The following is a 19,468-nucleotide window of genomic DNA, read 5'->3' on the forward strand; positions in this document are numbered from 1 at the left end:
ACACCGGGAGGCCCCCCGTAAGGCACAGCGCAGCGTCTCGCTACGATGCTGGGGGCCGGTGGACCGTACCCGGCCGGGCCCGACCGACAGTGAAGCCGGCGCGGCCCTAGTCCCCGCTCCCGGAGGGTTCTTCCGTGCCGGCTGGAACGCTGTACCGCGGCCGGGAAGGAATGTGGTCCTGGGTGGCTCACCGAGTCACCGGCGTCCTCATCTTCTTCTTCCTGTTCGTTCACGTGCTGGACACCGCTCTCGTGCGTGTCTCCCCCGAGGACTACGACAAGGTCGTAGCCACGTACAAGACGCCGATCGTCGCGCTGCTGGAGTACGGCCTCGTCGCCGCCATCCTCTTCCACGCGCTCAACGGCCTGCGCGTCATCGCCGTCGACTTCTGGTCGAAGGGCCCGCGCTACCAGAAGCAGATGTTCTGGACCGTGATGGGTGTCTGGGTCGTCCTGATGGCCGGCGCGGTCTACCCGGTCCTCGGCCACGCCGCCCGCGTTCTCTTTGGGAGCTGACGCCGATGTCGACCACTGAAACCACCGCGTCCGGCGTCGGCCCCGTCGAGGGAGCCGCCTACGACGTCGACAACCCGGCCCCGCTGATCGAGGCGCCGCGCAAGCGCACCAAGAAGACCCCGAAGTCGACCCGGGGCAACTTCGAGCTGGCCGCCTGGCTGTTCATGCGCCTGTCCGGCATCGTGCTGGTCGTCCTGGTCCTCGGCCACCTGCTGATCCAGCTCGTGCTGGACGGCGGTGTCTCCAAGATCGGCTTCGCCTTCGTGGCCGGCCGCTGGGCCTCCCCGTGGTGGCAGGTCTGGGACCTGCTGATGCTGTGGCTCGCGATGCTGCACGGCGCCAACGGCCTGCGCACGGTCATCAACGACTACGCGGAGCGCGCGAGCTCCCGCATGTGGCTGAAGGCCCTGCTGTACACCGCCACGGTGTGGACCATCCTGCTGGGCACGCTGGTGATCTTCACCTTCGACCCGAACATCCGCTAGGCACGGGGCTGCGAGAATCATGAAGATCCACAAGTACGACACCGTCATCGTCGGCGCCGGTGGCGCGGGCATGCGCGCCGCCATCGAGGCGACGAAGCGCAGCCGCACCGCCGTGCTGACCAAGCTCTACCCCACCCGCTCCCACACGGGCGCCGCGCAGGGCGGTATGGCCGCAGCGCTGGCCAACGTGGAGGAGGACAACTGGGAGTGGCACACCTTCGACACGGTCAAGGGCGGTGACTACCTGGTCGACCAGGACGCCGCCGAGATCCTGGCGAAGGAGGCCATCGACGCCGTCCTCGACCTGGAGAAGATGGGCCTGCCGTTCAACCGCACCAAGGACGGCACCATCGACCAGCGCCGCTTCGGCGGTCACAGCCGCAACCACGGCGAGGCCCCGGTCCGCCGGTCCTGCTACGCCGCGGACCGCACCGGCCACATGATCCTCCAGACGCTGTACCAGAACTGCGTCAAGGAGGGCGTGGAGTTCTTCAACGAGTTCTACGTCCTGGACCAGCTGATCACCGAGGTCGACGGCGTCAAGCACTCGGCCGGTGTCGTCGCCTACGAGCTGGCGACCGGTGAGATCCACATCTTCCAGGCGAAGGCCGTCATCTACGCCTCCGGCGGCTGCGGCAAGTTCTTCAAGGTGACCTCCAACGCGCACACCCTCACCGGTGACGGCCAGGCCGCCGTCTACCGCCGGGGCCTGCCGCTGGAGGACATGGAGTTCTTCCAGTTCCACCCGACCGGCATCTGGCGCATGGGCATCCTGCTCACCGAGGGTGCCCGCGGCGAGGGCGGCATCCTGCGCAACAAGGACGGCGAGCGCTTCATGGAGAAGTACGCTCCCGTCATGAAGGACCTGGCGTCCCGTGACGTCGTGTCCCGCTCCATCTACACGGAGATCCGCGAGGGCCGCGGCTGCGGTCCCGAGGGCGACCACGTCTACCTGGACCTCACGCACCTGCCGCCGGAGCAGCTGGACGCCAAGCTCCCGGACATCACCGAGTTCGCGCGCACCTACCTCGGTATCGAGCCGTACACGGACCCGATCCCGATCCAGCCGACCGCGCACTACGCGATGGGCGGCATCCCGACGAACGTCGAGGGTGAGGTCCTGGCGGACAACACCACCGTCGTGCCGGGTCTGTACGCGGCCGGCGAGGTCGCCTGCGTCTCCGTGCACGGCGCCAACCGCCTCGGCACCAACTCGCTGCTGGACATCAACGTCTTCGGCCGCCGTGCGGGCATCGCCGCCGCCGAGTACTCGGCGAAGGCCGACTTCGTCGAGCTGCCGGAGGGCCCGGAGACGTTCGTCGTCGAGCAGATCGAGCAGCTGCGCAACTCCACCGGCAACGAGCGGGTGGCCACCCTGCGCCGTGAGCTGCAGGAGACCATGGACGCCAACGTCATGGTGTTCCGCACCGAGCAGACGATCAAGACGGCCGTCGAGAAGATCGCCGAGCTGCGCGAGCGCTACAAGAACGTGGCGATCCAGGACAAGGGCAAGCGGTTCAACACCGACCTGCTGGAGGCCATCGAGCTGGGCAACCTGCTGGACCTGGCCGAGGTCATGGCCGTCTCGGCGCTGGCCCGCAAGGAGTCCCGCGGCGGTCACTACCGCGAGGACTACCCGAACCGCGACGACGTCAACTTCATGCGCCACACCATGGCGTACCGCGAGGTCGGCGCCGACGGCTCGGAAACCGTCCGTCTCGACTACAAGCCGGTCGTCCAGACCCGCTACCAGCCGATGGAGCGTAAGTACTGATGGCTACCCCTGTTCTGGACAAGGCGGACGCGGCCGGCCGGCCCGAGCCCGGTTTCGCCGACTCCCCCTACATCACGGTCACCTTCCGGATCCGCCGGTTCAACCCGGAGGTCTCGGCGGAGGCGGCCTGGGAAGACTTCCAGCTGGAGATCGACCCGAAGGAGCGTGTCCTCGACGGCCTCCACAAGATCAAGTGGGACGTCGACGGCACCCTCACCTTCCGCCGCTCGTGCGCGCACGGCATCTGCGGCTCGGACGCGATGCGGATCAACGGCAAGAACCGCCTTGCCTGCAAGACGCTGATCAAGGACATCAACCCCGAGAAGCCGATCACGATCGAGCCCATCAAGGGCCTGACGGTCCTGAAGGACCTGGTCGTGGACATGGAGCCGTTCTTCCAGGCGTACCGGGACGTCATGCCGTTCCTGGTCACCAAGGACACGAACGAGCCGACCCGTGAGCGGCTGCAGTCCGCCGAGGACCGCGAGCGCTTCGACGACACCACCAAGTGCATCCTGTGCGCCGCGTGCACGTCGTCCTGCCCGGTGTTCTGGAACGACGGCCAGTACTTCGGTCCGGCCGCGATCGTGAACGCCCACCGCTTCATCTTCGACAGCCGTGACGAGGCGGGCGAGCAGCGCCTGGAGATCCTCAACGACCGTGACGGTGTGTGGCGTTGCCGTACGACCTTCAACTGCACGGACGCCTGCCCGCGCGGTATCGAGGTCACCAAGGCGATCCAGGAAGTGAAGCGCGCGCTCATCACGCGCCGCTACTGATCTTCCCGGTCATCCGCATCCGGCCCGAGGGCCCTGCTTCCGATCCTCCGGAAGCGGGGCCCTCGGGCGTTTTTGTCGCATTTCGCCGACCCGCGGTTCTAATCTGACGACATGTCAGACAAAGAGTCGTACGAACTGCTCGGTTTCGACAACGTGCTGCTGCCCGTCGGTGACCTCGGCGAGGCCGTCGACTTCTACGAGCGGGCCGGGTTCACCGTGGGGTTCCGGTTCGACGAGGCCGGGATCGCGCTGCTGAGGGTCGGCGCGGAGACCCCCGGGATCCTGCTGCGCGCCGAGGAGGCACTGGGGCACCGGACGCCGCCCTGGCCCTCGTCGCGCATCTGGCTGGAGGTGCCGGACGCACGGGCGGCGGCCCGGGAGCTGGCCGCGGCCGGCATCACCCCGCTGGACGAGGTGTTCCGCGCGGCCACCGGCTGGACCGTGGAGATCGCCGACCCCTGGGGCAACGTCCTCGGCTTCACGGACTACACCAAGCGCCCGGAACTGGGCCGCCGTTGGTGAGCCGGAGGACTCCACTCTTGAGTTGAACACGTTCAAAAATGGGGCTAGAGTCACCCCTGTCAGCGTTTTGAACGCGTTCAAGAAGGGGTGGGGCATGGACCGCACCGTCATCGCCTACGTCATCTACCTGGTCGTCAGCATCGCGCTGACCATCTGGGTGGCCCGCACGCTCAGCCGCAACGGCCGGATCTTCCTCGCCGACGTGCTGCACGGCAACGAGAAGCTCGCGGACGCCGTCAACCACCTCCTGGTCGTCGGCTTCTACCTGGTCAACCTCGGCTTCGTGGCGCTGTACCTGAGCGGGGACGAGACGATCGAGGACACCCGCGGCATCTTCGAGGCGCTGTCGACCAAGCTGGGCGTGGTCCTGCTGGTGCTCGGCGTGATGCACCTGGGCAATGTGTACGTCCTCAACCGCATCCGCCGGCGCGGGATCATGGAGCGCGAGCAGCAGCCCCCGGTCACCCCGCAGGAGTGGATCACCCCGGCGGCCGGGGCGTGACCACCGTGACCGGCATGACCACCGCGGAGGACCGGGGCGCCACGGGGGGCATCCCGGCCCTCCGCGGGCTGACCGTGCTGTACGACGCCGAGTGCGGCCTGTGCACGCATCTGCGGGACTGGCTGGTGCGGCAGCCGCAGCTGGTCCCGCTGGAGCTGCTGCCGGCGGGCTCCGACCGGGCCCGGGCCCGCTTCCCCGGGCTCGACCACCCGGCCACCCTCGACGAGGTCACCGTCGTCGGCGACTCCGGCCAGGTCTACCGGGGCGCCCGCGCCTGGATCGTCGTCCTGTGGGCCCTGCGCGAGCACCGGCCCCTCGCCCACCGGCTGAGCACCCCGTCCGGCGCCCGGCTCGCCCGCGGGGCGGTGCTGGCGGCGGCGAAGTGGCGCGGCGCGCAGTGGGGCGGGCACCAGACGTACCGGCGGCAGGACGGGTGGTCGTACCACCCGAGCACCGGCTGGAGCTACAACCCGCCGTCCTGCCCCGACGGCTCCTGCGCCACCCGTTAGGGTCCTTTGCCGCACTCGTTAGGCTCTTGTACCGTGCCCGCGAAGAACGACGGTCCCGAGACGGCCGGCTCCCCCAGCAGCAAGTCCGAGCAGACCCGCGCGCTGATCCTGGAGACCGCGATGCGGTTGTTCCAGGAGCGCGGGTACGACAAGACCACCATGCGGGCCATCGCCAAGGAGGCCGGGGTCTCCGTCGGCAACGCCTACTACTACTTCGAGGGCAAGGAACACCTGATCCAGGGCTTCTACGACCGGATCGCCGCCGAGCACCAGGTGGCGGTCCGCGAGATCCTGGACCGGGAGACCGACCTGGAGGCGCGGCTGGCCGGCGTACTGACCCGCTGGCTCGACATCGCCCGGCCCTACCACGAGTTCGCCGTGCAGTTCTTCAAGAACGCCGCCGACCCCGACAGCCCGCTCAGCCCCTTCTCACCGGAGAGCGAACACGCCCGCGAGCAGGCCATCAGCGTCCACCGGGAGGTGCTGGCCGGCTCGAAGTCCAAGGTCGCCCCCGAACTGCGGGACGTCCTTCCGGAGTTGCTGTGGCTCTCCCAGATGGGGCTGGTCCTGTACTGGATCTTCGACCGCACCGAGGACCGCGAGCGCAGCTACCGGCTCGCCCGGCGCGGCGCCCGGCTGACCGCCCGCGGAGTGGCGCTCGCCCGCTTCCGTGTGCTGCGCCCCCTGGTCCTGGAGGTCCATGAACTGTTCACGGACTTCCTGCCCGGCATGACGAAGGCGCTGCCGGACCCGCGGGCCAAGGGGCCCAAGGAGCGCAAGGGGCCCGAGGACGAGGAGTGATCCCGGTCAGATCCAGTTCAGACGCCACAGGCGGAACACGCCCGTGCCGTCGTCCAGGTACTGGCTGCCGCCCACGTCCTCGGTGCCGACCACGTACTCCTTGCGCTGCCACAGCGGGATCAGCGGAACGTCCCGGGCGACGTCCGCCTGGATGTCCTTGAAGTCGCCCGCGGCCCGGCTGCGGTCGGGGTACTGCTGGCTGTCCAGGATGAGATGGTCGACCAGTTTGTTGCTGTACCCGGTGCTCATCGTGGAGCCGGTGCCGACGAGCGCGGCGCCGAAGGTGTCCGGGTCGGGATAGTCGGCCACCCAGCCGACCGCCCACGCGTCGATCTTCCCGGTGGCCCAGCGCTTCTGGAAGTCGGTCCACTCGTACCCCTGGACGTCCACCTTGAACAGACCGCCCGCCTCCAGCTGCTTCTTCAGCGCCGCGGCCTCCTCCTCACCGGCGCCCCGGTTCCTGCCGTAGCCGAAGGTGAAGCGCACCGGCAGGCTCACCCCGGCCTGGGTGAGCAGCGCACGCGCCTTCTGCACGCTCTGCGTCGGGTAGTCGTCGAAGAAGGAGGTGGTGTGGCCGGTGATGCCGGTCGGGATCAGCGAGTACAGCGGGTCGACCGTGCCCTCGTAGACCGTCGCCGCCAGCTCCTCGCGGTTGACCAGCCAGGCCATCGCGCGGCGCACCCGCACATCGTGCAGCGGAGAGGTCGCGCGGGTGTTGAGGTACAGGTTGCGGGTCTCGGCGCTGTCGGACTCGGTGATGCGCTGCTTGGGGTCGCTGGGGTTGAGGTGGGAGAGCACGTGCGGCGGCAGGTCCCGGGTGGCGACGTCCACCTGGCCCGCCTTCCAGGCGCTGTCGAGTTTCGCCGAGTCGGCATAGTAACGCAGCTCGATGGGACGGCCCGTGCCGCTGAGGTAGCCCTTGTACCGCCCGTTCGGCCTCAGTTCGGCCTGCCGGCCCCTGGTGTACGAGGCCAGGGTGTACGGGCCCGTGCCGTCGACCGCGGTACCGGTGCGCAGGGAGTCGGCCGGGTAGGCGTCCTTGTCCACGATCGCCCCGGCGCCCGTGGCGACCTTCAGCGGGAAGGTGGCGTCGGGGGACGACAGGTGGAAGGTGACGGTCGTCGCGTTGTCGGCGCTCACCGAGGCGAGCGTGGCGAACAGCGACGACGGGCCGACATCGGAGTTGATCCTCTTGACGCGGTCGAAGGAGTACTTCACGTCCTCGGCCGTCATCGCGCGCCCGCTCGGGAAGGTGATCCCGGACCGCAGCGTGCACCGGTACGTCCGCAGGCCGGCGCCCTGGAAGGCACAGCTCTTCGCCGCGTCCGGGACCGGCTCGACGCCGCCCGGCTCGAACGTCAGCAGCGACTGGAAGACATTGCTGAACAGGGCCCAGGAACCGGCGTCGTAGGCACCGGCCGGGTCGAGGTTCGTAACGGCGTCCGTCGTACCGACCCTGATGGCCCTGTTCTTGTCCTGTTGCGACGGCAGCAGCTGCCAGCCGCCGATTCCCACGACCGCGAGCACGAGCAGTGTCATGAGAACGCGCATGCGAACAGATCGCATGGTGGTGCCCTCCCCAGGCCTGCAAAAGCCCTACCCCTGGCCAGCACTGTTTGCGCCACTCCCCTAGTGGCGCGGCTCACCTAATCACACCTGTTTCAGATGGGGGAAGGGCTTTCTGACCAGATGAGCAAGAACTTACCGAGGCGTTTGTTTCCGCCGGGTTTCACAGGGCCTTCACAGGCGTGGGAGCGGTTGCCGCCGACGGGCGCTATGACGTCCGGCGCAGTGCGCGCAGGCCGCGCAACCCGATGACTCCGATGACCGTCCCCCATACGAAGGAAACGACCGCCAGCAGCAGGTGCACCCAGAAGTACGCGGTCGGGTGGCCGTGGTCGAAGGCGAGTCCGCTGCTGTCCTTGACCAGGTTCTTGACGAAAGTGACCCAGATGACCCAGGACCACACCCCGAAAACGAGCAGGAACCAGGAGACCGGGCGGCTGAGCTTCATGGCACCAGTATCACCGTCGGCTGTCCGGTTCCGTGTCGGGGGTGACCTGGGTCATGGGACTCCATGGCCGACAAAAGGTACGTTCTCGACCGTGCCCGCACCGAAGAAGACCGGCCGGCGCTCGCTGCTGGTCACCTCCGCCGCCCTGCTGTCCCTGTCCGTCACCGCGCCCGCCGCCCTCGCCGCCCCGGCCCCGCCGACGAGTCCGCCGGCGAGTCCGCCGGCGAGTCCGTCGGCGACGCCCCCGGCCCGCATGTCCACCGTGGGCGGGGAGCGGCTCGGGCAGCCCGGCACACAGGTGAACCTGGCCCCGGGTGTGCCCGTGCTGCCGAAGGACCTCACCGCCCGCTCCTGGATCGTCTCCGACGCGGAGTCGGGGCAGGTGCTCGCCGCGCACAACGCGCACTGGCGGCTGCCCCCGGCCAGCACACTGAAGATGCTGTTCGCGGACACCCTGCTGCCCAGGTTCCCCAGGACCATGGAGCACAAGGTCGCGCCGGCCGACCTCGCGGGCGTGGGCGCCGGCTCCAGCGTGGTCGGTATAACGGAGGGCCACACCTACACCGTCCACGACCTGTGGCTCGGTGTCTTCCTGCGCTCGGGCAACGACGCCGTGCATGTGCTGTCCGCGATGAACCAGGGCGTCGCGCAGACCGTCAAGGACATGCAGAACCACGCCGACGAGCTCCAGGCCCTGGACACCCATGTCGTCTCCCCGGACGGCTACGACGAGCCGGGACAGGTGTCGTCGGCGTACGACCTGACGCTGTTCGCCCGGTCCGGGCTGCAGAAGAAGGACTTCCGCGACTACTGCTCGACCGTCAGCGCGAAGTTCGAGTCCGGTGAGATCCGCAATACCAACCGGCTGCTGAGCGGCGACACCGACGTGCCCGTCTACCAGGGCATCGCCGGGGTGAAGAACGGCAACACCACCAATGCGGGTGCCACCTTCACCGGCGTCGCCGAGCGGAACGGCAAGGTGCTGCTGGTCACGGTGATGAATCCGCAGAAGCACGAGCACAACGAGGTCTACAAGGAGACCGCGAAGCTGTTCGACTGGGGCTTCCAGGCGGTCGGCAAGGTCAACCCGGTGGGCGAGCTGGTGCCGCCGAAGAGCGCCGCGCCGAGCCCCGCGCAGTCCGGGGCCGGCGCCTCCGCCGGACCGTCCGCGGGGACCGGCGGCTCCGGCTCCAGGCCGGTGGCCGGAACCACCACCCGCTCGGGCTCCCGCGGCGTGGGCATCGCCGCAGCCATCACGGGCGGGGTGCTGGTGCTGCTCGCGGGCGCGGCGTTCCTGATCAACCGCCGGTGGCCGCTGCCGGACCTGATGCGCCGCCGGACCCGTTCCTGACCTCGGCGGGTTCGGCCTCGGTGCTCGGCGTCGCCGTCCAGGAGGCGCAGAACAGGACGAGTCTCGCGGTGAAGTCGATCCACAGCAGCAGCGCCACGGGCACGCCGAACGCGCCGTACATGCTCTTCGCGGCCACCCCCTGGATATAGCCGCTGAGCAGCAGCTTCAGCAGTTCGAAGCCGACCGCGCCGAGCCCCGCGCAGTCCGGGGCCGGCGCCTCCGCCGGACCGTCCACGGGGACCGGCGGCTCCGGCTCCAGGCCGGTGGCCGGAACCACCACCCGCTCGGGCTCCCGCGGCGTGGGCATCGCCGCAGCCATCACGGGCGGGGTGCTGGTGCTGCTCGCGGGCGCGGCGTTCCTGATCAACCGCCGGTGGCCGCTGCCGGACCTGATGCGCCGCCGGACCCGTCCCTGACCTCGGCGGGTTCGGCCTCGGTGCTCGGCGTCGCCGTCCAGGAGGCGCAGAACAGGACGAGTCTCGCGGTGAAGTCGATCCACAGCAGCAGCGCCACGGGCACGCCGAACGCGCCGTACATGCTCTTCGCGGCCACCCCCTGGATATAGCCGCTGAGCAGCAGCTTCAGCAGTTCGAAGCCGACCGCGCCGAGCAGCGCGGCCACCAGCAGGCGGCGGCGCGGCGGCTCGACCCCCGGCAGCAGGGTCAGGACGTAGAGCAGGACCAGGAAGTCGGCGAGCACGGCGACGGCGAACGCCGCGATCCGCAGCAGCACACTGCCCCAGCCCTGCTCGGCGAGGCCCAGCGCGCGCGAGACCAGGCCGACGGCGGCCGACGCGAGCGTGGACGCGGCGAGGGTGACGAGCAGGGCGCCGCCGAGGCCGAGGAGGATGCCGGCGTCCTTGGCCTTGGCCACCAGCGGGTTCTGCTGCTGGTCCGGCAGCTCCCACACCGCCCGCAGGCAGTCCCGCATCTGCCCGACCCAGCCGACACCGGTGAACAGCAGCGCGGCGCCCGCGATGACGCCGACCGTGCCGGCGTTGTCGACCAGCGAGGTGAGGTCCAGCCGGCTGGAGACGACGCCCGGGAACTGTTCGGCGATCTTGTGCTCGACGGTCTTCTGCCGGGCCGGGCTGAGCGTGGCGGCACTGATCGCGGCGGCCACGGTCAGCAGCGGGAAGAGCGCCACGAAGCTGACGAACGTCATGGCGGCGGCCAGTCGCGTCCACTTCACCCGGTCCAGCCGTTCGTAGCAGCGCCACGCGTGCGTGGCCATCAGGCGGGTGACGATCGGCCCGATGCCGGGGAGTCTCTTCAGCCAGTCCATGATCCGTCCCTGCCCCTGCCGGCGCGCTCGTATGACATCCCACTAATCCCCCATTGTGTGGAGCGGGCGAATGTTCCGTAACTAACCACCCGTACCGGGGCGATACGGTCACCGACATGCCTGGAGACACGGTTTCCGTCATCCGCCCGCGGACGTACGAGGAGGCCGCGGCAGCCGTCCGCGCCTGCGGGGCGGGCGGTGTCGTCGCCCGGGGCGGCCCGGGACGGACGCACGGGGACGCGGCCCGGAACGCCGGCGGCACCGTCCTCGACACGACCGGCCTCGACCGCGTCCATGTCGTCGACGCCGACGAGGGCATCGTGCTGTGCGGCGCCGGTGTCCTGCTGCACCGGCTGACCGAACTCCTGCTGCCGCTCGGCTGGTTCGTGCCGGTCGCCGCCGCCACCGGCCCCGTGACCGTCGGCGGGGCGATCGGCGCCGACCTCCACGGCGACAGCCATCACGTCTGCGGGTCCTTCTCCCGCCATGTGCTGTCCGTGGAGCTGCTGACCGCCGACGGCGAGGTCCACGCGGTCAAGCCGGGCACCGAGCTGTTCGAGGCGACCGCCGGCGGCATGGGCCTGACCGGGGTGATCCTGACGGCCACGATCCGGCTGCTGCCGGTGCAGACGGCGTATCTGACGGTCGCCACCGAACGCGCCACCGACCTCGACGACCTGCTGGCCCGGCTGACCGCCGACGGCCACCGCGCGCGCTACTGCGCCGCCCGGATCGACCTGACGGCCCGGGGCGCGGCCACCGGACGCGCCGTCCTCACCCGCGCCGACCACACCCCGCTCGACGGCCTCCGCGCGGGCACGCGCGCGTGGCGGCACCCGCTGTCCCACCGCGCGCGCCGCATCCCGACCGCCCCCGCCCTCGTCCACTCCCGCATTCCCGCCCTCGTCCCCGCCCTCGTCCCGAGTGGTTTCTTCGGCGGCCTCCCCGGCGGTCTCCTCGGCCGTACCGCCGCCGGCCTGCTGGGCGGGATCCGGTACCACACGGCGGCGCCACGCGCGCGTACCGGCCAACTCCGGCCGCTGTCCGCCGTCTTCGGCCCCGCGGACACCCTCCCCCACGTCCCGCTCGGGAACCGCCCGCACGGCCGCGCCGGCCGGGTGCGCTACGAGTTCGCCGTCGGCCACGGCCAGGAGGAGACCCTGCACCGGATCGTGCGGCGCCTGGCCGCACACCGCTGCCCGTCCTTCCAGGCCGTCCTGCGGCCCCTCGGGGACGCGGACGCCGGCTGGCTCTCCTTCCCGCTGCCCGGCTGGACCCTCGCCCTGGACGTGCCGGCCGGGCTGCCCGGACTCGCCGCCTTCCTCGACGACCTCGACGAGGAGATCACCGCGGCCGGCGGCCGTATCCGCCTCGCCGGGGACGCGCGGCTCCGCCCCGGCCTGCTCGCCGCCATGTATCCGCGCGTGGCCGACTTCCGCGCGCTGCGCACCCGGCTGGACCCGCGCGGAGTGTTCGTCTCCGACCTCGCCCGCCGGCTCGGGCTCTAGCCGGCTGCGCGCCTCAAGACCTCTACGACACCGCGCTGCTGCGGAGCGCACCGGCCTGGGGCGGAACCACCGACCCGCCGAACGTGAACTCCCGCAGCTTGCGCCACACGCCGTCCGCGCCCTGCTCGTACAGGGCGAACCCCGTGCACGGCCACTGGGCGTCGAACCCGGCCAGTTCCTCGAAGGCCCGGTCCATCGCCGTCTCGTCGATCCCGTGTGCGACGGTGACATGCGGGTGGTACGGGAACTGCAGCTCGCGCGCCACCGGCCCGGACGCGTCCCGCACCCGCTGCTGCAGCAGGGTGCAGTCCTCGGCGCCCTGGACGACACGGACGTAGACCACCGGGGACAGGGGACGGAAGGTGCCGGTGCCGGACAGGCGCATCGGGAACGGCCGGCCCGCAGCGGCCACTTCGGTGAGGTGCGCCTCGACGGCCGGCAGCTCGGCCTCGTCGACCTCCGTCGGCGGCAGCAGGGTGACGTGCGTGGGGATGCCGTGAGCCGCGGCGTCGCCGAAGCCCGCGCGCCGCTCCTGGAGCAGGCTGCCGTAGGGCTCCGGGACCGCGATCGACACGCCGATCGTTACGGTCCCCACGTCGTCTCCTGTCGTCGTGCCCGTGTTCCTGTGTCTGTTTTCTGCTCAGCCGCCGGATTCCTCCGGCTGTTGGCTATCGACTGTACGGCCATGACTGTCCTGTGGGCAGGCGCAGCGGAAGTGATGTGCAGCGCTCTGCCCGGCCGGACGGGTGTGCGGTCGTACGCCTGGGTGCGCCCGGCGCTCGTCAGTGCTTCGCCGGCAGGAAACCCACCCGCTCGTAGGCCTGCGCGAGCGTCTCCGCGGCGACCGCGCGGGCCTTCTCCGCGCCCTTGGCCAGGATCGAGTCGAGGGTCTCGGAGTCGTCCAGGTACTGCTGGGTGCGCTCGCGGAACGGCGTGACGAACTCGACCATGATCTCGGCGAGGTCGGTCTTGAGAGCGCCGTACATCTTGCCCTCGTAGTCGCGCTCCAGCTCGGCGACGGACGTGCCGGTGAGGGTCGAGTAGATGGTGAGCAGGTTGCTGACGCCCGGCTTGTTCTCCGCGTCGTAGCGGATCACGGTGTCGGTGTCGGTGACGGCGCTCTTGACCTTCTTGGCCGTGGTCTTCGGCTCGTCGAGCAGGTTGATCAGGCCCTTCGGCGTGGACGCCGACTTGCTCATCTTGATCGACGGGTCCTGCAGGTCGTAGATCTTCGCCGTCTCCTTGAGGATGTACGGCGACGGGATCACGAAGGTCTCGCCGAAGCGGCCGTTGAAGCGCTCGGCCAGGTCACGGGTCAGCTCGATGTGCTGACGCTGGTCCTCACCGACCGGCACCTCGTTCGCCTGGTACAGCAGGATGTCGGCGACCTGCAGGACCGGGTACGTGAACAGGCCGACGGAGGCGCGGTCGGCGCCCTGCTTGGCGGACTTGTCCTTGAACTGGGTCATGCGGCTGGCCTCGCCGAAGCCGGTGAGGCAGTTCATGATCCAGGCGAGCTGGGCGTGCTCGGGGACGTGGCTCTGGACGAAGAGGGTGCAGCGGTCCGGGTCCAGACCGGCCGCGAGCAGCTGGGCGGCGGCCAGGCGGGTGTTGGCGCGCAGCTCCTTCGGGTCCTGCGGGACCGTGATCGCGTGCAGGTCGACGACCATGTAGAACGCGTCGTGGGACTCCTGCAGGGCCACCCACTGGCGGACGGCGCCGAGGTAGTTGCCGAGGTGGAACGAGCCGGCGGTGGGCTGGATGCCGGAGAGCACGCGGGGGCGATCAGCAGTGGCCATGTCGCCCATTCTCTCATCGGCTGGGGTGTCATCGGCCCGAGAGGTGGGGGTGGGCCGGTGCGTGGGGACCACGGACCGGTTGTGGCGGGTCGCGCCCCGCGGCGGAGCCGCATGGCGATGCGGCCCCGCGCCCCGTCGGGTTGGCTGCCCCTTGCGGAGTTGTCAGCCCAGGTCGACTTCCGGGTACAGGGGGAAGCCGGCCACCAGGTCCGTCGCCCTCTGGGCGATCTCCTGGGACACCTTCTCGTCCAGGACGTGGGCCGCCTTGGACGGGGCGCCCGACTTCGTGGTGCCCGGCTCGGTGGTGGTGAGGACGCGGTCGATGAGGCCGGCGACCTCGTCCATCTCGGCCGTGCCGAGGCCACGGGTGGTGAGCGCGGGGGTGCCGATGCGGATGCCGGAGGTGTACCAGGCGCCGTTGGGGTCGGCCGGGATGGCGTTGCGGTTGGTGACGATGCCCGAGTCGAGGAGGGCCGACTCCGCCTGGCGGCCGGTGAGGCCGTAGGAGGTGGCGACGTCGATCAGGTTGAGGTGGTTGTCCGTGCCGCCGGTCACCAGGGTGGCGCCCCGGCGCATCAGGCCCTCCGCCAGGGCGCGGGAGTTGTCGACGATGCGCTGGGCGTAGTCCTGGAACGCGGGCTGCCGGGCCTCGGCGAGGGCGACGGCCTTGGCGGCCATGACGTGCGGCAGCGGGCCGCCGAGGACCATCGGGCAGCCGCGGTCGACCTGGTCCTTGAGGGAGTCGTCGCACAGGACCATGCCGCCGCGCGGGCCGCGCAGCGACTTGTGGGTGGTGGTGGTGACGATCTGGGCGTGCGGGACCGGGTCGAAGTCGCCGGTGAGCACCTTGCCGGCGACGAGGCCCGCGAAGTGGGCCATGTCGACCATCAAGGTCGCGCCGACCTCGTCGGCGATCTCGCGCATGATCCGGAAGTTCACCAGGCGGGGGTACGCCGAGTAGCCGGCGACGATGATCAGCGGCTTGAACTCGCGGGCCTGGGTGCGCAGGGCCTCGTAGTCGATGAGGCCCGTCGCCGGGTCGGTGCCGTAGGACCGCTGGTCGAACATCTTGCCGGAGATGTTCGGGCGGAAGCCGTGGGTGAGGTGGCCGCCGGCGTCCAGGGACATGCCGAGCATGCGCTGGTTGCCGAAGGCCTGGCGCAGCTCGGCCCAGTCGGCCTCGGTGAGGTCGTTGACCTGGCGGGCGCCGGTCTTCTCCAGGAAGGGGGCCTCGACCCGGTCGGCGAGTACGGCCCAGAAGGCGACGAGGTTGGCGTCGATACCGGAGTGCGGCTGGACGTAGGCGTGGCGGGCGCCGAACAGTTCGCGGGCGTGCTCGGCGGCCAGGGCCTCGACGGTGTCGACGTTGCGGCAGCCGGCGTAGAAGCGGCGGCCGACGGTGCCCTCGGCGTACTTGTCGCTGAACCAGTTGCCCATCGCCAGCAGGGTGGCCGGGGAGGCGTAGTTCTCGGAGGCGATCAGCTTGAGCATCGCGCGCTGGTCGGTCACCTCCTGGCCGATGGCGTCGGCGACCCGGGGCTCGACGGCGCGGATGACGTCGAGGGCGGCACGGAAGGCGGTGGACTCGGTGGAGAGGGGCTGCTGCTCTGGCATGAGGACCTCCGGACGGTGTGCGTACAGCGTTCACGTTCGGCCCAGGCGCACGGCACTGTTTCCCGTCGGGCCGCTCCCCGATGGTCCGTCCCATCCCAGCGCGCCAGTCACGGCCCGCTGATCAGCCTACCGGGCGAGCCGGACGGCGCAGGTCCCGCGTCCACCATGCGAGCGACGGTAGGAAGGAGTTCACCGTCGTGTTCCCGAAGTGTTCTCGTCGGATCCGGGAGAGGCCATGACCGCTGCAGAAGACCTCATCAGCGCCGCCGAGGCGCACTGTGCGCCCACCTACCATCCGCTGCCGGTCGTCGTGGCCACGGCGGACGGCGCCTGGATGACGGATGTGGAGGGGCGGCGGTATCTCGATCTGCTGGCCGGTTACTCGGCGCTCAACTTCGGACACCGCAACCGGCGGCTGATCGAGGCGGCGAAGGCGCAGCTGGAGCGGGTGACGCTGACGTCCCGCGCCTTCCTGCACGACCGGTTCGCGGCGTTCTGCACGGAGCTGGCCGAGCTGTGCGGGATGGAGATGGTGCTGCCCGTGAACACCGGCGCGGAGGCGGTGGAGAGCGCGGTGAAGACGGCCCGGAAGTGGGGGTACCGGGTGAAGGGGGTGCCCGCGGAGATGGCGAAGATCGTGGTTGCGGGCGGCAACTTCCACGGGCGTACGACGACGATCATCAGCTTCTCCACCGACCCGGAGGCCCGGGCGGACTTCGGGCCGTACACGCCGGGGTTCGAGATCGTGCCGTACGGCGATCCGACGGCGATGCGGCAGGCACTGACGGAGAACACCGTGGCGGTGCTGCTGGAGCCGGTCCAGGGCGAGAACGGGGTGATCGTGCCGCCGGCCGGCTATCTGCCCGCGGTCCGGGAGCTGACCCGCGAACGGAACGTGCTCTTCGTCGCCGACGAGGTGCAGTCGGGTCTCGGCCGCACGGGGCGGACCTTCGCGTGCGAACACGAGGGGGTGGTCCCGGACATGTATGTGCTGGGCAAGGCGCTGGGCGGCGGGATCGTGCCGGTGTCGGCGGTGGTGTCGAGCGCGGAGGTGCTCGGGGTGTTCCGCCCGGGCGAGCACGGGTCGACGTTCGGGGGGAATCCGCTGGCCTGCGCGGTGGCGCTGGAGGTGATCGCGATGCTGCGCACGGGCGAGTTCCAGGCGCGGGCGGCCGAGCTGGGCGCGCGGCTGCACAGCGAGCTGGCGGGGCTGCTCGGCACGGGCGCGGTGACGGCGGTGCGGGGACGCGGACTGTGGGCGGGCCTGGACATCGCCCGGGCGGTCGGCACCGGGCGCGAGGTGTCGCAGCGGCTGATGGACCAGGGCGTGCTGGTGAAGGAGACCCACGGCGTCACCATCCGGATCGCGCCGCCGCTGGTCATCTCCGAGGAGGACCTGGACTGGGGTCTCGCCCAGCTGCGGGCGGTTCTGGGCTCTGGCGGATCACGTGCGGCAGGAAACGCGCGTACGCGTCGGTGATCAGCCCGGAGGACTCGCGGATGCCGAGACCGGCCGGCTCGTTCTGGACGACCCAGGCGCCGAGGACGACATGGTTGCCGTCGAAGGCGGGCAGCGGGGCGAGCTGCTGGTAGCAGGCGGGCTCGTCGCGCAGTACGGCCGGTGCGCCCGGCTGGTGCACGGTGACGCCCTCGCCCTCGCGGCCGAGGAGGGGCTTGGCGACATAGCCCTTCTCGACGGCCAGCTCGCGAGGGCCGTCGAGGTAGGCGGGGAGCAGGTTGGGGTGACCGGGGTACAGCTCCCAGAGGACGGCCAGCAGGGCCTTGTTGCTGAGCAGCATCTTCCAGGCGGGTTCGATCCACAGGGTGCTGCCGGTGCCGCCGCCGTTGTCGAGGGTGTCCAGGACGTGCCCGCCGAAGGCGTCGGTGGTCAGCCACTCCCAGGGGTAGAGCTTGAAGATGCTGCGGATGAACCGGAGCTGGTTGTCGACGAAACGGCCGGAGAGGGTGTCCCAGCCGATCTCCTCCATGGACAGCCAGTCGGTGTCGAGGCCGGCCTGTTCGGCGGTCTCCTTGAGGTAGGCGACCGTCATCAGGTCCTCGCCGAGTTCGTCGGCCGAGGAGTGCGCGAAGTGCAGGGGGCTGCCGGGAGGCAGCAGCGCGGCCTGGGTCCGCCAGGCCTCGACGAGGCGTTCGTGCAGGGAGTTCCACTGGTCGGCGCCGGGGAAGCGGTCCTCCATCCAGAACCACTGGGGTGAGGCGGCCTCCACCAGCGAGGTCGGGGTGTCGGCGTTGTACTCCAGCAGCTTGGCCGGGCCGGTGCCGTCGTAGCGGAGGTCGAACCGGCCGTAGACGGAGGGGAGTTCGGCGCGGCGCCGCCAGGCCTCGGTGACGGCGGCGGCCACGCGCGGATCGGTGATGCCGAGGTCGGCGAACCGGTCCCCCGCCACGATGTGCTCGGCGGCCGCCAGGCACATGCGGTGCAGTTCCTCGACGGTCTCCTCCAGCGCCTCGATCTCGTCCAGGGTGAAGACGTAGTAGGCGCTCTCGTCCCAGTAGGGGCGCAGGGACCCGTCGGGGTGGCGGGTGAGGGGGTAGACGAGCCCCTGTTCCTCGACGGTCTGCTGCCAGCCGGGGCGGGGGGTGGTGGTACGGCGTTCCATACGGCGGTCTCCGGTCCGTTGTCCGGATCAGCCGCCGGAGCCGTGGTAGCCGCCGCCGAAGCCGCCGCGGTGGACTCCGGTGCCGCCGCTGGAGGAGCCGGAGCCCTTGTGGGGCTTGGTGAAGGAGCCGCCGTCCACCCAGGAGCCCTTCTTCCGGCCGCCGTAGTACCAGGCGCCGTCCACGGACGCCTTGGTCGACGTGCAGTTCTTGTCGGAGACGACCTTGTACCCCTTGGCGAGGTTGTAGCTGTCGCGGTCGACGCAGCGCTTGTCCGGTTCGGACGAGCAGGCGGTCAGGGCGGCGGCCAGCAGACCCATTCCGCCGAGGACGACCGTGCCGGAGCGCAGCCGGCGGCGTGTGTTCTGCATCGTGGTGTCTCCCCCGTGTGCTCTTCGCGCTCTTCGGACGATCGGTTCAGACCGACGATCGGTTCAGACTAGAGAACGGTAAGAGCGCCGACCCGGGCGGGTGTCCGGATCGGCCCTCTCCTAGAGTCCCTTTGTGTTCTTTGGAATGGTGTGCGCCCTTGGCGCGGCGGTCTGCTTCGGCACCGCGACGGTGTTGCAGGCGGTGGCCACGCGCGAGGCCGGTACGGGCGGGGGCGGCGAGGCGGCCCTGCTGCTGCGGGCGCTGCGGCAGTGGCGGTACATCGCCGGACTGGCACTGGACGGGCTCGGCTTCCTGTTCCAGATCGCCGCGCTGCGGTCCCTTCCGATCTACGCGGTCGGCGCGGCCCTGGCGTCGAGTCTGGCGGTGACCGCGGTGGTGGCGGCGCGCCTGCTGCGGGTGCGGCTGAGCGGCACCGAGTGGACCGCGGTGGCCGTGGTGTGCGCCGGGCTCGCGATGCTGGGGCTGGCGTCCGGACCGGAGGGCAAGGAGGCCGGCTCGGACGTCTTGCGGTACGTGATGCTCGCCGTGGCGGTCGGGATGCTGCTGCTCTCGTTCACGGCCGGGCGGCTGTCCGGACCGGCGCGGGCGCTGGTGCTCGGGCTGGGGGCCGGTTTCGGCTTCGGGGTGGTGGAGGTGTCGGTCCGGCTGATCGACAGTCTGGCGCCGACGGATCTGCTGACCAACCCGGCGGCCTACGCACTGGTGATGGGGGGCGGCGCCGCGTTCATGTTGCTGACGTCGGCTCTTCAGCGGGGGTCCGTGACGACCGCCACCGCCGGCATAGTGATCGGCGAGACCATCGGTCCGGCGGCGGTCGGGGTGGTGTGGCTGGGGGACCGTACGCGGGAGGGGCTGGCCTGGCTGGCGGTGCTGGGGTTCTTGGTGGCCGTGGTGGGGGCGCTGGCGCTGGCGCGGTTCGGAGAGGCGCCGGTGGGGGCCGAGGAAGGCTGAGGCCGCCTGTTCGGGCTCTTGATTGCCCGCCGCGGCGGGATGCGTGAG

The 19,468-nt window shown here is 70.6% G+C and carries 19 protein-coding genes, 2 pseudogenes and 1 riboswitch; of the genes and pseudogenes, 12 read left to right on the top strand and 9 right to left on the bottom strand.

Annotated elements, in window-relative coordinates; all coding sequences use genetic code 11:
• Positions 1-134 precede the first annotated feature (134 nt).
• The 8 genes from sdhC to ACZ41I_RS18880 all read left to right on the top strand — a co-directional run bounded on the left by sdhC (position 135) and on the right by ACZ41I_RS18880 (position 5,887).
• A complete protein-coding gene (sdhC, locus tag ACZ41I_RS18845) occupies positions 135-515 on the top strand; it encodes a succinate dehydrogenase, cytochrome b556 subunit (RefSeq protein ID WP_079161351.1) in 381 nt (126 codons plus the stop codon).
• 5 nt (positions 516-520) lie between these two features.
• Positions 521-1,000: a succinate dehydrogenase hydrophobic membrane anchor subunit gene (locus ACZ41I_RS18850; RefSeq protein WP_360081382.1), complete on the top strand. Its 480-nt coding sequence runs from the start codon at positions 521-523 to the stop codon at positions 998-1,000.
• A gap of 19 nt (positions 1,001-1,019) precedes the next feature.
• Positions 1,020-2,774, top strand: a complete 1,755-nt coding sequence (sdhA, locus tag ACZ41I_RS18855) for a succinate dehydrogenase flavoprotein subunit (RefSeq protein ID WP_363214815.1) — start codon at positions 1,020-1,022, stop codon at positions 2,772-2,774.
• A complete protein-coding gene (locus ACZ41I_RS18860) occupies positions 2,774-3,553 on the top strand; it encodes a succinate dehydrogenase iron-sulfur subunit (protein ID WP_363214814.1) in 780 nt (259 codons plus the stop codon). The genes sdhA and ACZ41I_RS18860 overlap by 1 nt, the downstream gene beginning before the upstream one ends.
• A 111-nt stretch (positions 3,554-3,664) precedes the next feature.
• Positions 3,665-4,075, top strand: a complete 411-nt coding sequence (locus ACZ41I_RS18865) for a VOC family protein (protein WP_363214813.1) — start codon at positions 3,665-3,667, stop codon at positions 4,073-4,075.
• Positions 4,076-4,169: 94 nt separating this feature from the next.
• A complete protein-coding gene (locus ACZ41I_RS18870; RefSeq protein WP_363214812.1) occupies positions 4,170-4,577 on the top strand; it encodes a hypothetical protein in 408 nt (135 codons plus the stop codon).
• A 14-nt stretch (positions 4,578-4,591) separates the two neighbouring features.
• A complete protein-coding gene (locus ACZ41I_RS18875) occupies positions 4,592-5,086 on the top strand; it encodes a thiol-disulfide oxidoreductase DCC family protein (RefSeq protein ID WP_468514615.1) in 495 nt (164 codons plus the stop codon).
• Between the two features lie 33 nt (positions 5,087-5,119).
• Positions 5,120-5,887: a TetR/AcrR family transcriptional regulator gene (locus ACZ41I_RS18880; protein WP_468514616.1), complete on the top strand. Its 768-nt coding sequence runs from the start codon at positions 5,120-5,122 to the stop codon at positions 5,885-5,887.
• 6 nt (positions 5,888-5,893) lie between these two features.
• Here the strand turns inward: ACZ41I_RS18880 and ACZ41I_RS18885 are convergent, their stop codons facing one another.
• Both ACZ41I_RS18885 and ACZ41I_RS18890 read right to left on the bottom strand, forming a co-directional pair.
• A complete protein-coding gene (locus ACZ41I_RS18885) occupies positions 5,894-7,453 on the bottom strand; it encodes an ABC transporter substrate-binding protein (RefSeq protein WP_468514617.1) in 1,560 nt (519 codons plus the stop codon).
• A gap of 208 nt (positions 7,454-7,661) precedes the next feature.
• Positions 7,662-7,901 (bottom strand): SCO4848 family membrane protein, encoded by a 240-nt coding sequence (locus ACZ41I_RS18890; RefSeq protein ID WP_351238855.1) that lies wholly within the window; start codon positions 7,899-7,901, stop codon positions 7,662-7,664.
• A 91-nt stretch (positions 7,902-7,992) separates the two neighbouring features.
• Here ACZ41I_RS18890 and ACZ41I_RS18895 point away from each other — a divergent pair, with 91 nt between their 5' ends.
• Positions 7,993-9,252, top strand: a complete 1,260-nt coding sequence (locus ACZ41I_RS18895; protein WP_468514618.1) for a D-alanyl-D-alanine carboxypeptidase family protein — start codon at positions 7,993-7,995, stop codon at positions 9,250-9,252.
• Here the strand turns inward: ACZ41I_RS18895 and ACZ41I_RS18900 are convergent.
• Positions 9,200-9,445, bottom strand: a pseudogene (locus ACZ41I_RS18900) (YhjD/YihY/BrkB family envelope integrity protein); the annotation flags it as partial. The gene ACZ41I_RS18895 and the pseudogene ACZ41I_RS18900 overlap by 53 nt on opposite strands.
• A 170-nt stretch (positions 9,446-9,615) precedes the next feature.
• Positions 9,616-10,536, bottom strand: coding sequence for a YihY/virulence factor BrkB family protein (locus ACZ41I_RS18905; protein WP_399763820.1), 921 nt, complete (start codon positions 10,534-10,536; stop codon positions 9,616-9,618).
• Positions 10,537-10,652: 116 nt separating this feature from the next.
• On the opposite strand from ACZ41I_RS18905, the gene ACZ41I_RS18910 reads away from it, so the two are divergent.
• Complete coding sequence (locus ACZ41I_RS18910) at positions 10,653-12,044, top strand: FAD-binding protein (protein ID WP_468514619.1); 1,392 nt, start codon at positions 10,653-10,655, stop codon at positions 12,042-12,044.
• Positions 12,045-12,066: 22 nt separating this feature from the next.
• Here ACZ41I_RS18910 and ACZ41I_RS18915 read toward each other — a convergent pair whose 3' ends face one another.
• The 3 genes from ACZ41I_RS18915 to ACZ41I_RS18925 form a co-directional block, all read right to left on the bottom strand.
• Positions 12,067-12,639 (bottom strand): 2'-5' RNA ligase family protein, encoded by a 573-nt coding sequence (locus tag ACZ41I_RS18915; RefSeq protein WP_363214805.1) that lies wholly within the window; start codon positions 12,637-12,639, stop codon positions 12,067-12,069.
• Positions 12,640-12,826: 187 nt separating this feature from the next.
• Positions 12,827-13,843 carry a tryptophan--tRNA ligase gene (trpS, locus tag ACZ41I_RS18920; protein WP_363214804.1) on the bottom strand — a complete coding sequence of 339 codons (1,017 nt, stop codon included), beginning with the start codon at positions 13,841-13,843 and terminating at the stop codon, positions 12,827-12,829.
• Positions 13,844-14,005: 162 nt separating this feature from the next.
• On the bottom strand, positions 14,006-15,457 hold the full coding sequence (locus ACZ41I_RS18925; RefSeq protein ID WP_363214803.1) for a glycine hydroxymethyltransferase: 1,452 nt from the start codon (positions 15,455-15,457) through the stop codon (positions 14,006-14,008).
• Positions 15,458-15,489: 32 nt separating this feature from the next.
• Positions 15,490-15,578, bottom strand: a riboswitch (ZMP/ZTP riboswitch).
• 114 nt (positions 15,579-15,692) lie between these two features.
• Between ACZ41I_RS18925 and rocD the strand changes: the two genes are divergently transcribed.
• Positions 15,693-16,937, top strand: coding sequence for an ornithine--oxo-acid transaminase (rocD, locus tag ACZ41I_RS18930; RefSeq protein WP_468514620.1), 1,245 nt, complete (start codon positions 15,693-15,695; stop codon positions 16,935-16,937).
• On the opposite strand, the pseudogene ACZ41I_RS18935 reads toward rocD, so the two are convergent.
• A pseudogene (locus ACZ41I_RS18935) lies at positions 16,900-18,078 on the bottom strand (glutathionylspermidine synthase family protein); the annotation flags it as partial. The gene rocD and the pseudogene ACZ41I_RS18935 overlap by 38 nt on opposite strands.
• 27 nt (positions 18,079-18,105) lie before the next feature.
• Positions 18,106-18,447, bottom strand: coding sequence for a hypothetical protein (locus ACZ41I_RS18940; protein ID WP_399763805.1), 342 nt, complete (start codon positions 18,445-18,447; stop codon positions 18,106-18,108).
• Between the two features lie 145 nt (positions 18,448-18,592).
• On the opposite strand from ACZ41I_RS18940, the gene ACZ41I_RS18945 reads away from it, so the two are divergent.
• Positions 18,593-19,420, top strand: coding sequence for a DMT family transporter (locus ACZ41I_RS18945; protein ID WP_363214817.1), 828 nt, complete (start codon positions 18,593-18,595; stop codon positions 19,418-19,420).
• The last annotated feature ends 48 nt before the right edge of the window (positions 19,421-19,468 follow it).

The sequence above is a fragment of the Streptomyces sp. NPDC030799 genome, assembly GCF_055572255.1.

What these genes read in the sequence shown, in the direction of transcription:
- ACZ41I_RS18940 (WP_399763805.1), bottom strand. Translation starts at nt 18,447, where the DNA reads ATGCAGAACACACGCCGCCGGCTGCGCTCCGGCACGGTCGTCCTCGGC.
- ACZ41I_RS18925 (WP_363214803.1), bottom strand. Translation starts at nt 15,457, where the DNA reads ATGCCAGAGCAGCAGCCCCTCTCCACCGAGTCCACCGCCTTCCGTGCC.
- ACZ41I_RS18860 (WP_363214814.1), top strand. Translation starts at nt 2,774, where the DNA reads ATGGCTACCCCTGTTCTGGACAAGGCGGACGCGGCCGGCCGGCCCGAG.
- ACZ41I_RS18945 (WP_363214817.1), top strand. Translation starts at nt 18,593, where the DNA reads ATGGTGTGCGCCCTTGGCGCGGCGGTCTGCTTCGGCACCGCGACGGTG.
- ACZ41I_RS18910 (WP_468514619.1), top strand. Translation starts at nt 10,653, where the DNA reads ATGCCTGGAGACACGGTTTCCGTCATCCGCCCGCGGACGTACGAGGAG.
- trpS (WP_363214804.1), bottom strand. Translation starts at nt 13,843, where the DNA reads ATGGCCACTGCTGATCGCCCCCGCGTGCTCTCCGGCATCCAGCCCACC.
- ACZ41I_RS18890 (WP_351238855.1), bottom strand. Translation starts at nt 7,901, where the DNA reads ATGAAGCTCAGCCGCCCGGTCTCCTGGTTCCTGCTCGTTTTCGGGGTG.
- ACZ41I_RS18885 (WP_468514617.1), bottom strand. Translation starts at nt 7,453, where the DNA reads ATGCGATCTGTTCGCATGCGCGTTCTCATGACACTGCTCGTGCTCGCG.
- ACZ41I_RS18875 (WP_468514615.1), top strand. Translation starts at nt 4,592, where the DNA reads ATGACCACCGCGGAGGACCGGGGCGCCACGGGGGGCATCCCGGCCCTC.
- rocD (WP_468514620.1), top strand. Translation starts at nt 15,693, where the DNA reads ATGACCGCTGCAGAAGACCTCATCAGCGCCGCCGAGGCGCACTGTGCG.
- ACZ41I_RS18870 (WP_363214812.1), top strand. Translation starts at nt 4,170, where the DNA reads ATGGACCGCACCGTCATCGCCTACGTCATCTACCTGGTCGTCAGCATC.
- ACZ41I_RS18905 (WP_399763820.1), bottom strand. Translation starts at nt 10,536, where the DNA reads ATGGACTGGCTGAAGAGACTCCCCGGCATCGGGCCGATCGTCACCCGC.
- ACZ41I_RS18850 (WP_360081382.1), top strand. Translation starts at nt 521, where the DNA reads ATGTCGACCACTGAAACCACCGCGTCCGGCGTCGGCCCCGTCGAGGGA.
- sdhA (WP_363214815.1), top strand. Translation starts at nt 1,020, where the DNA reads ATGAAGATCCACAAGTACGACACCGTCATCGTCGGCGCCGGTGGCGCG.
- ACZ41I_RS18865 (WP_363214813.1), top strand. Translation starts at nt 3,665, where the DNA reads ATGTCAGACAAAGAGTCGTACGAACTGCTCGGTTTCGACAACGTGCTG.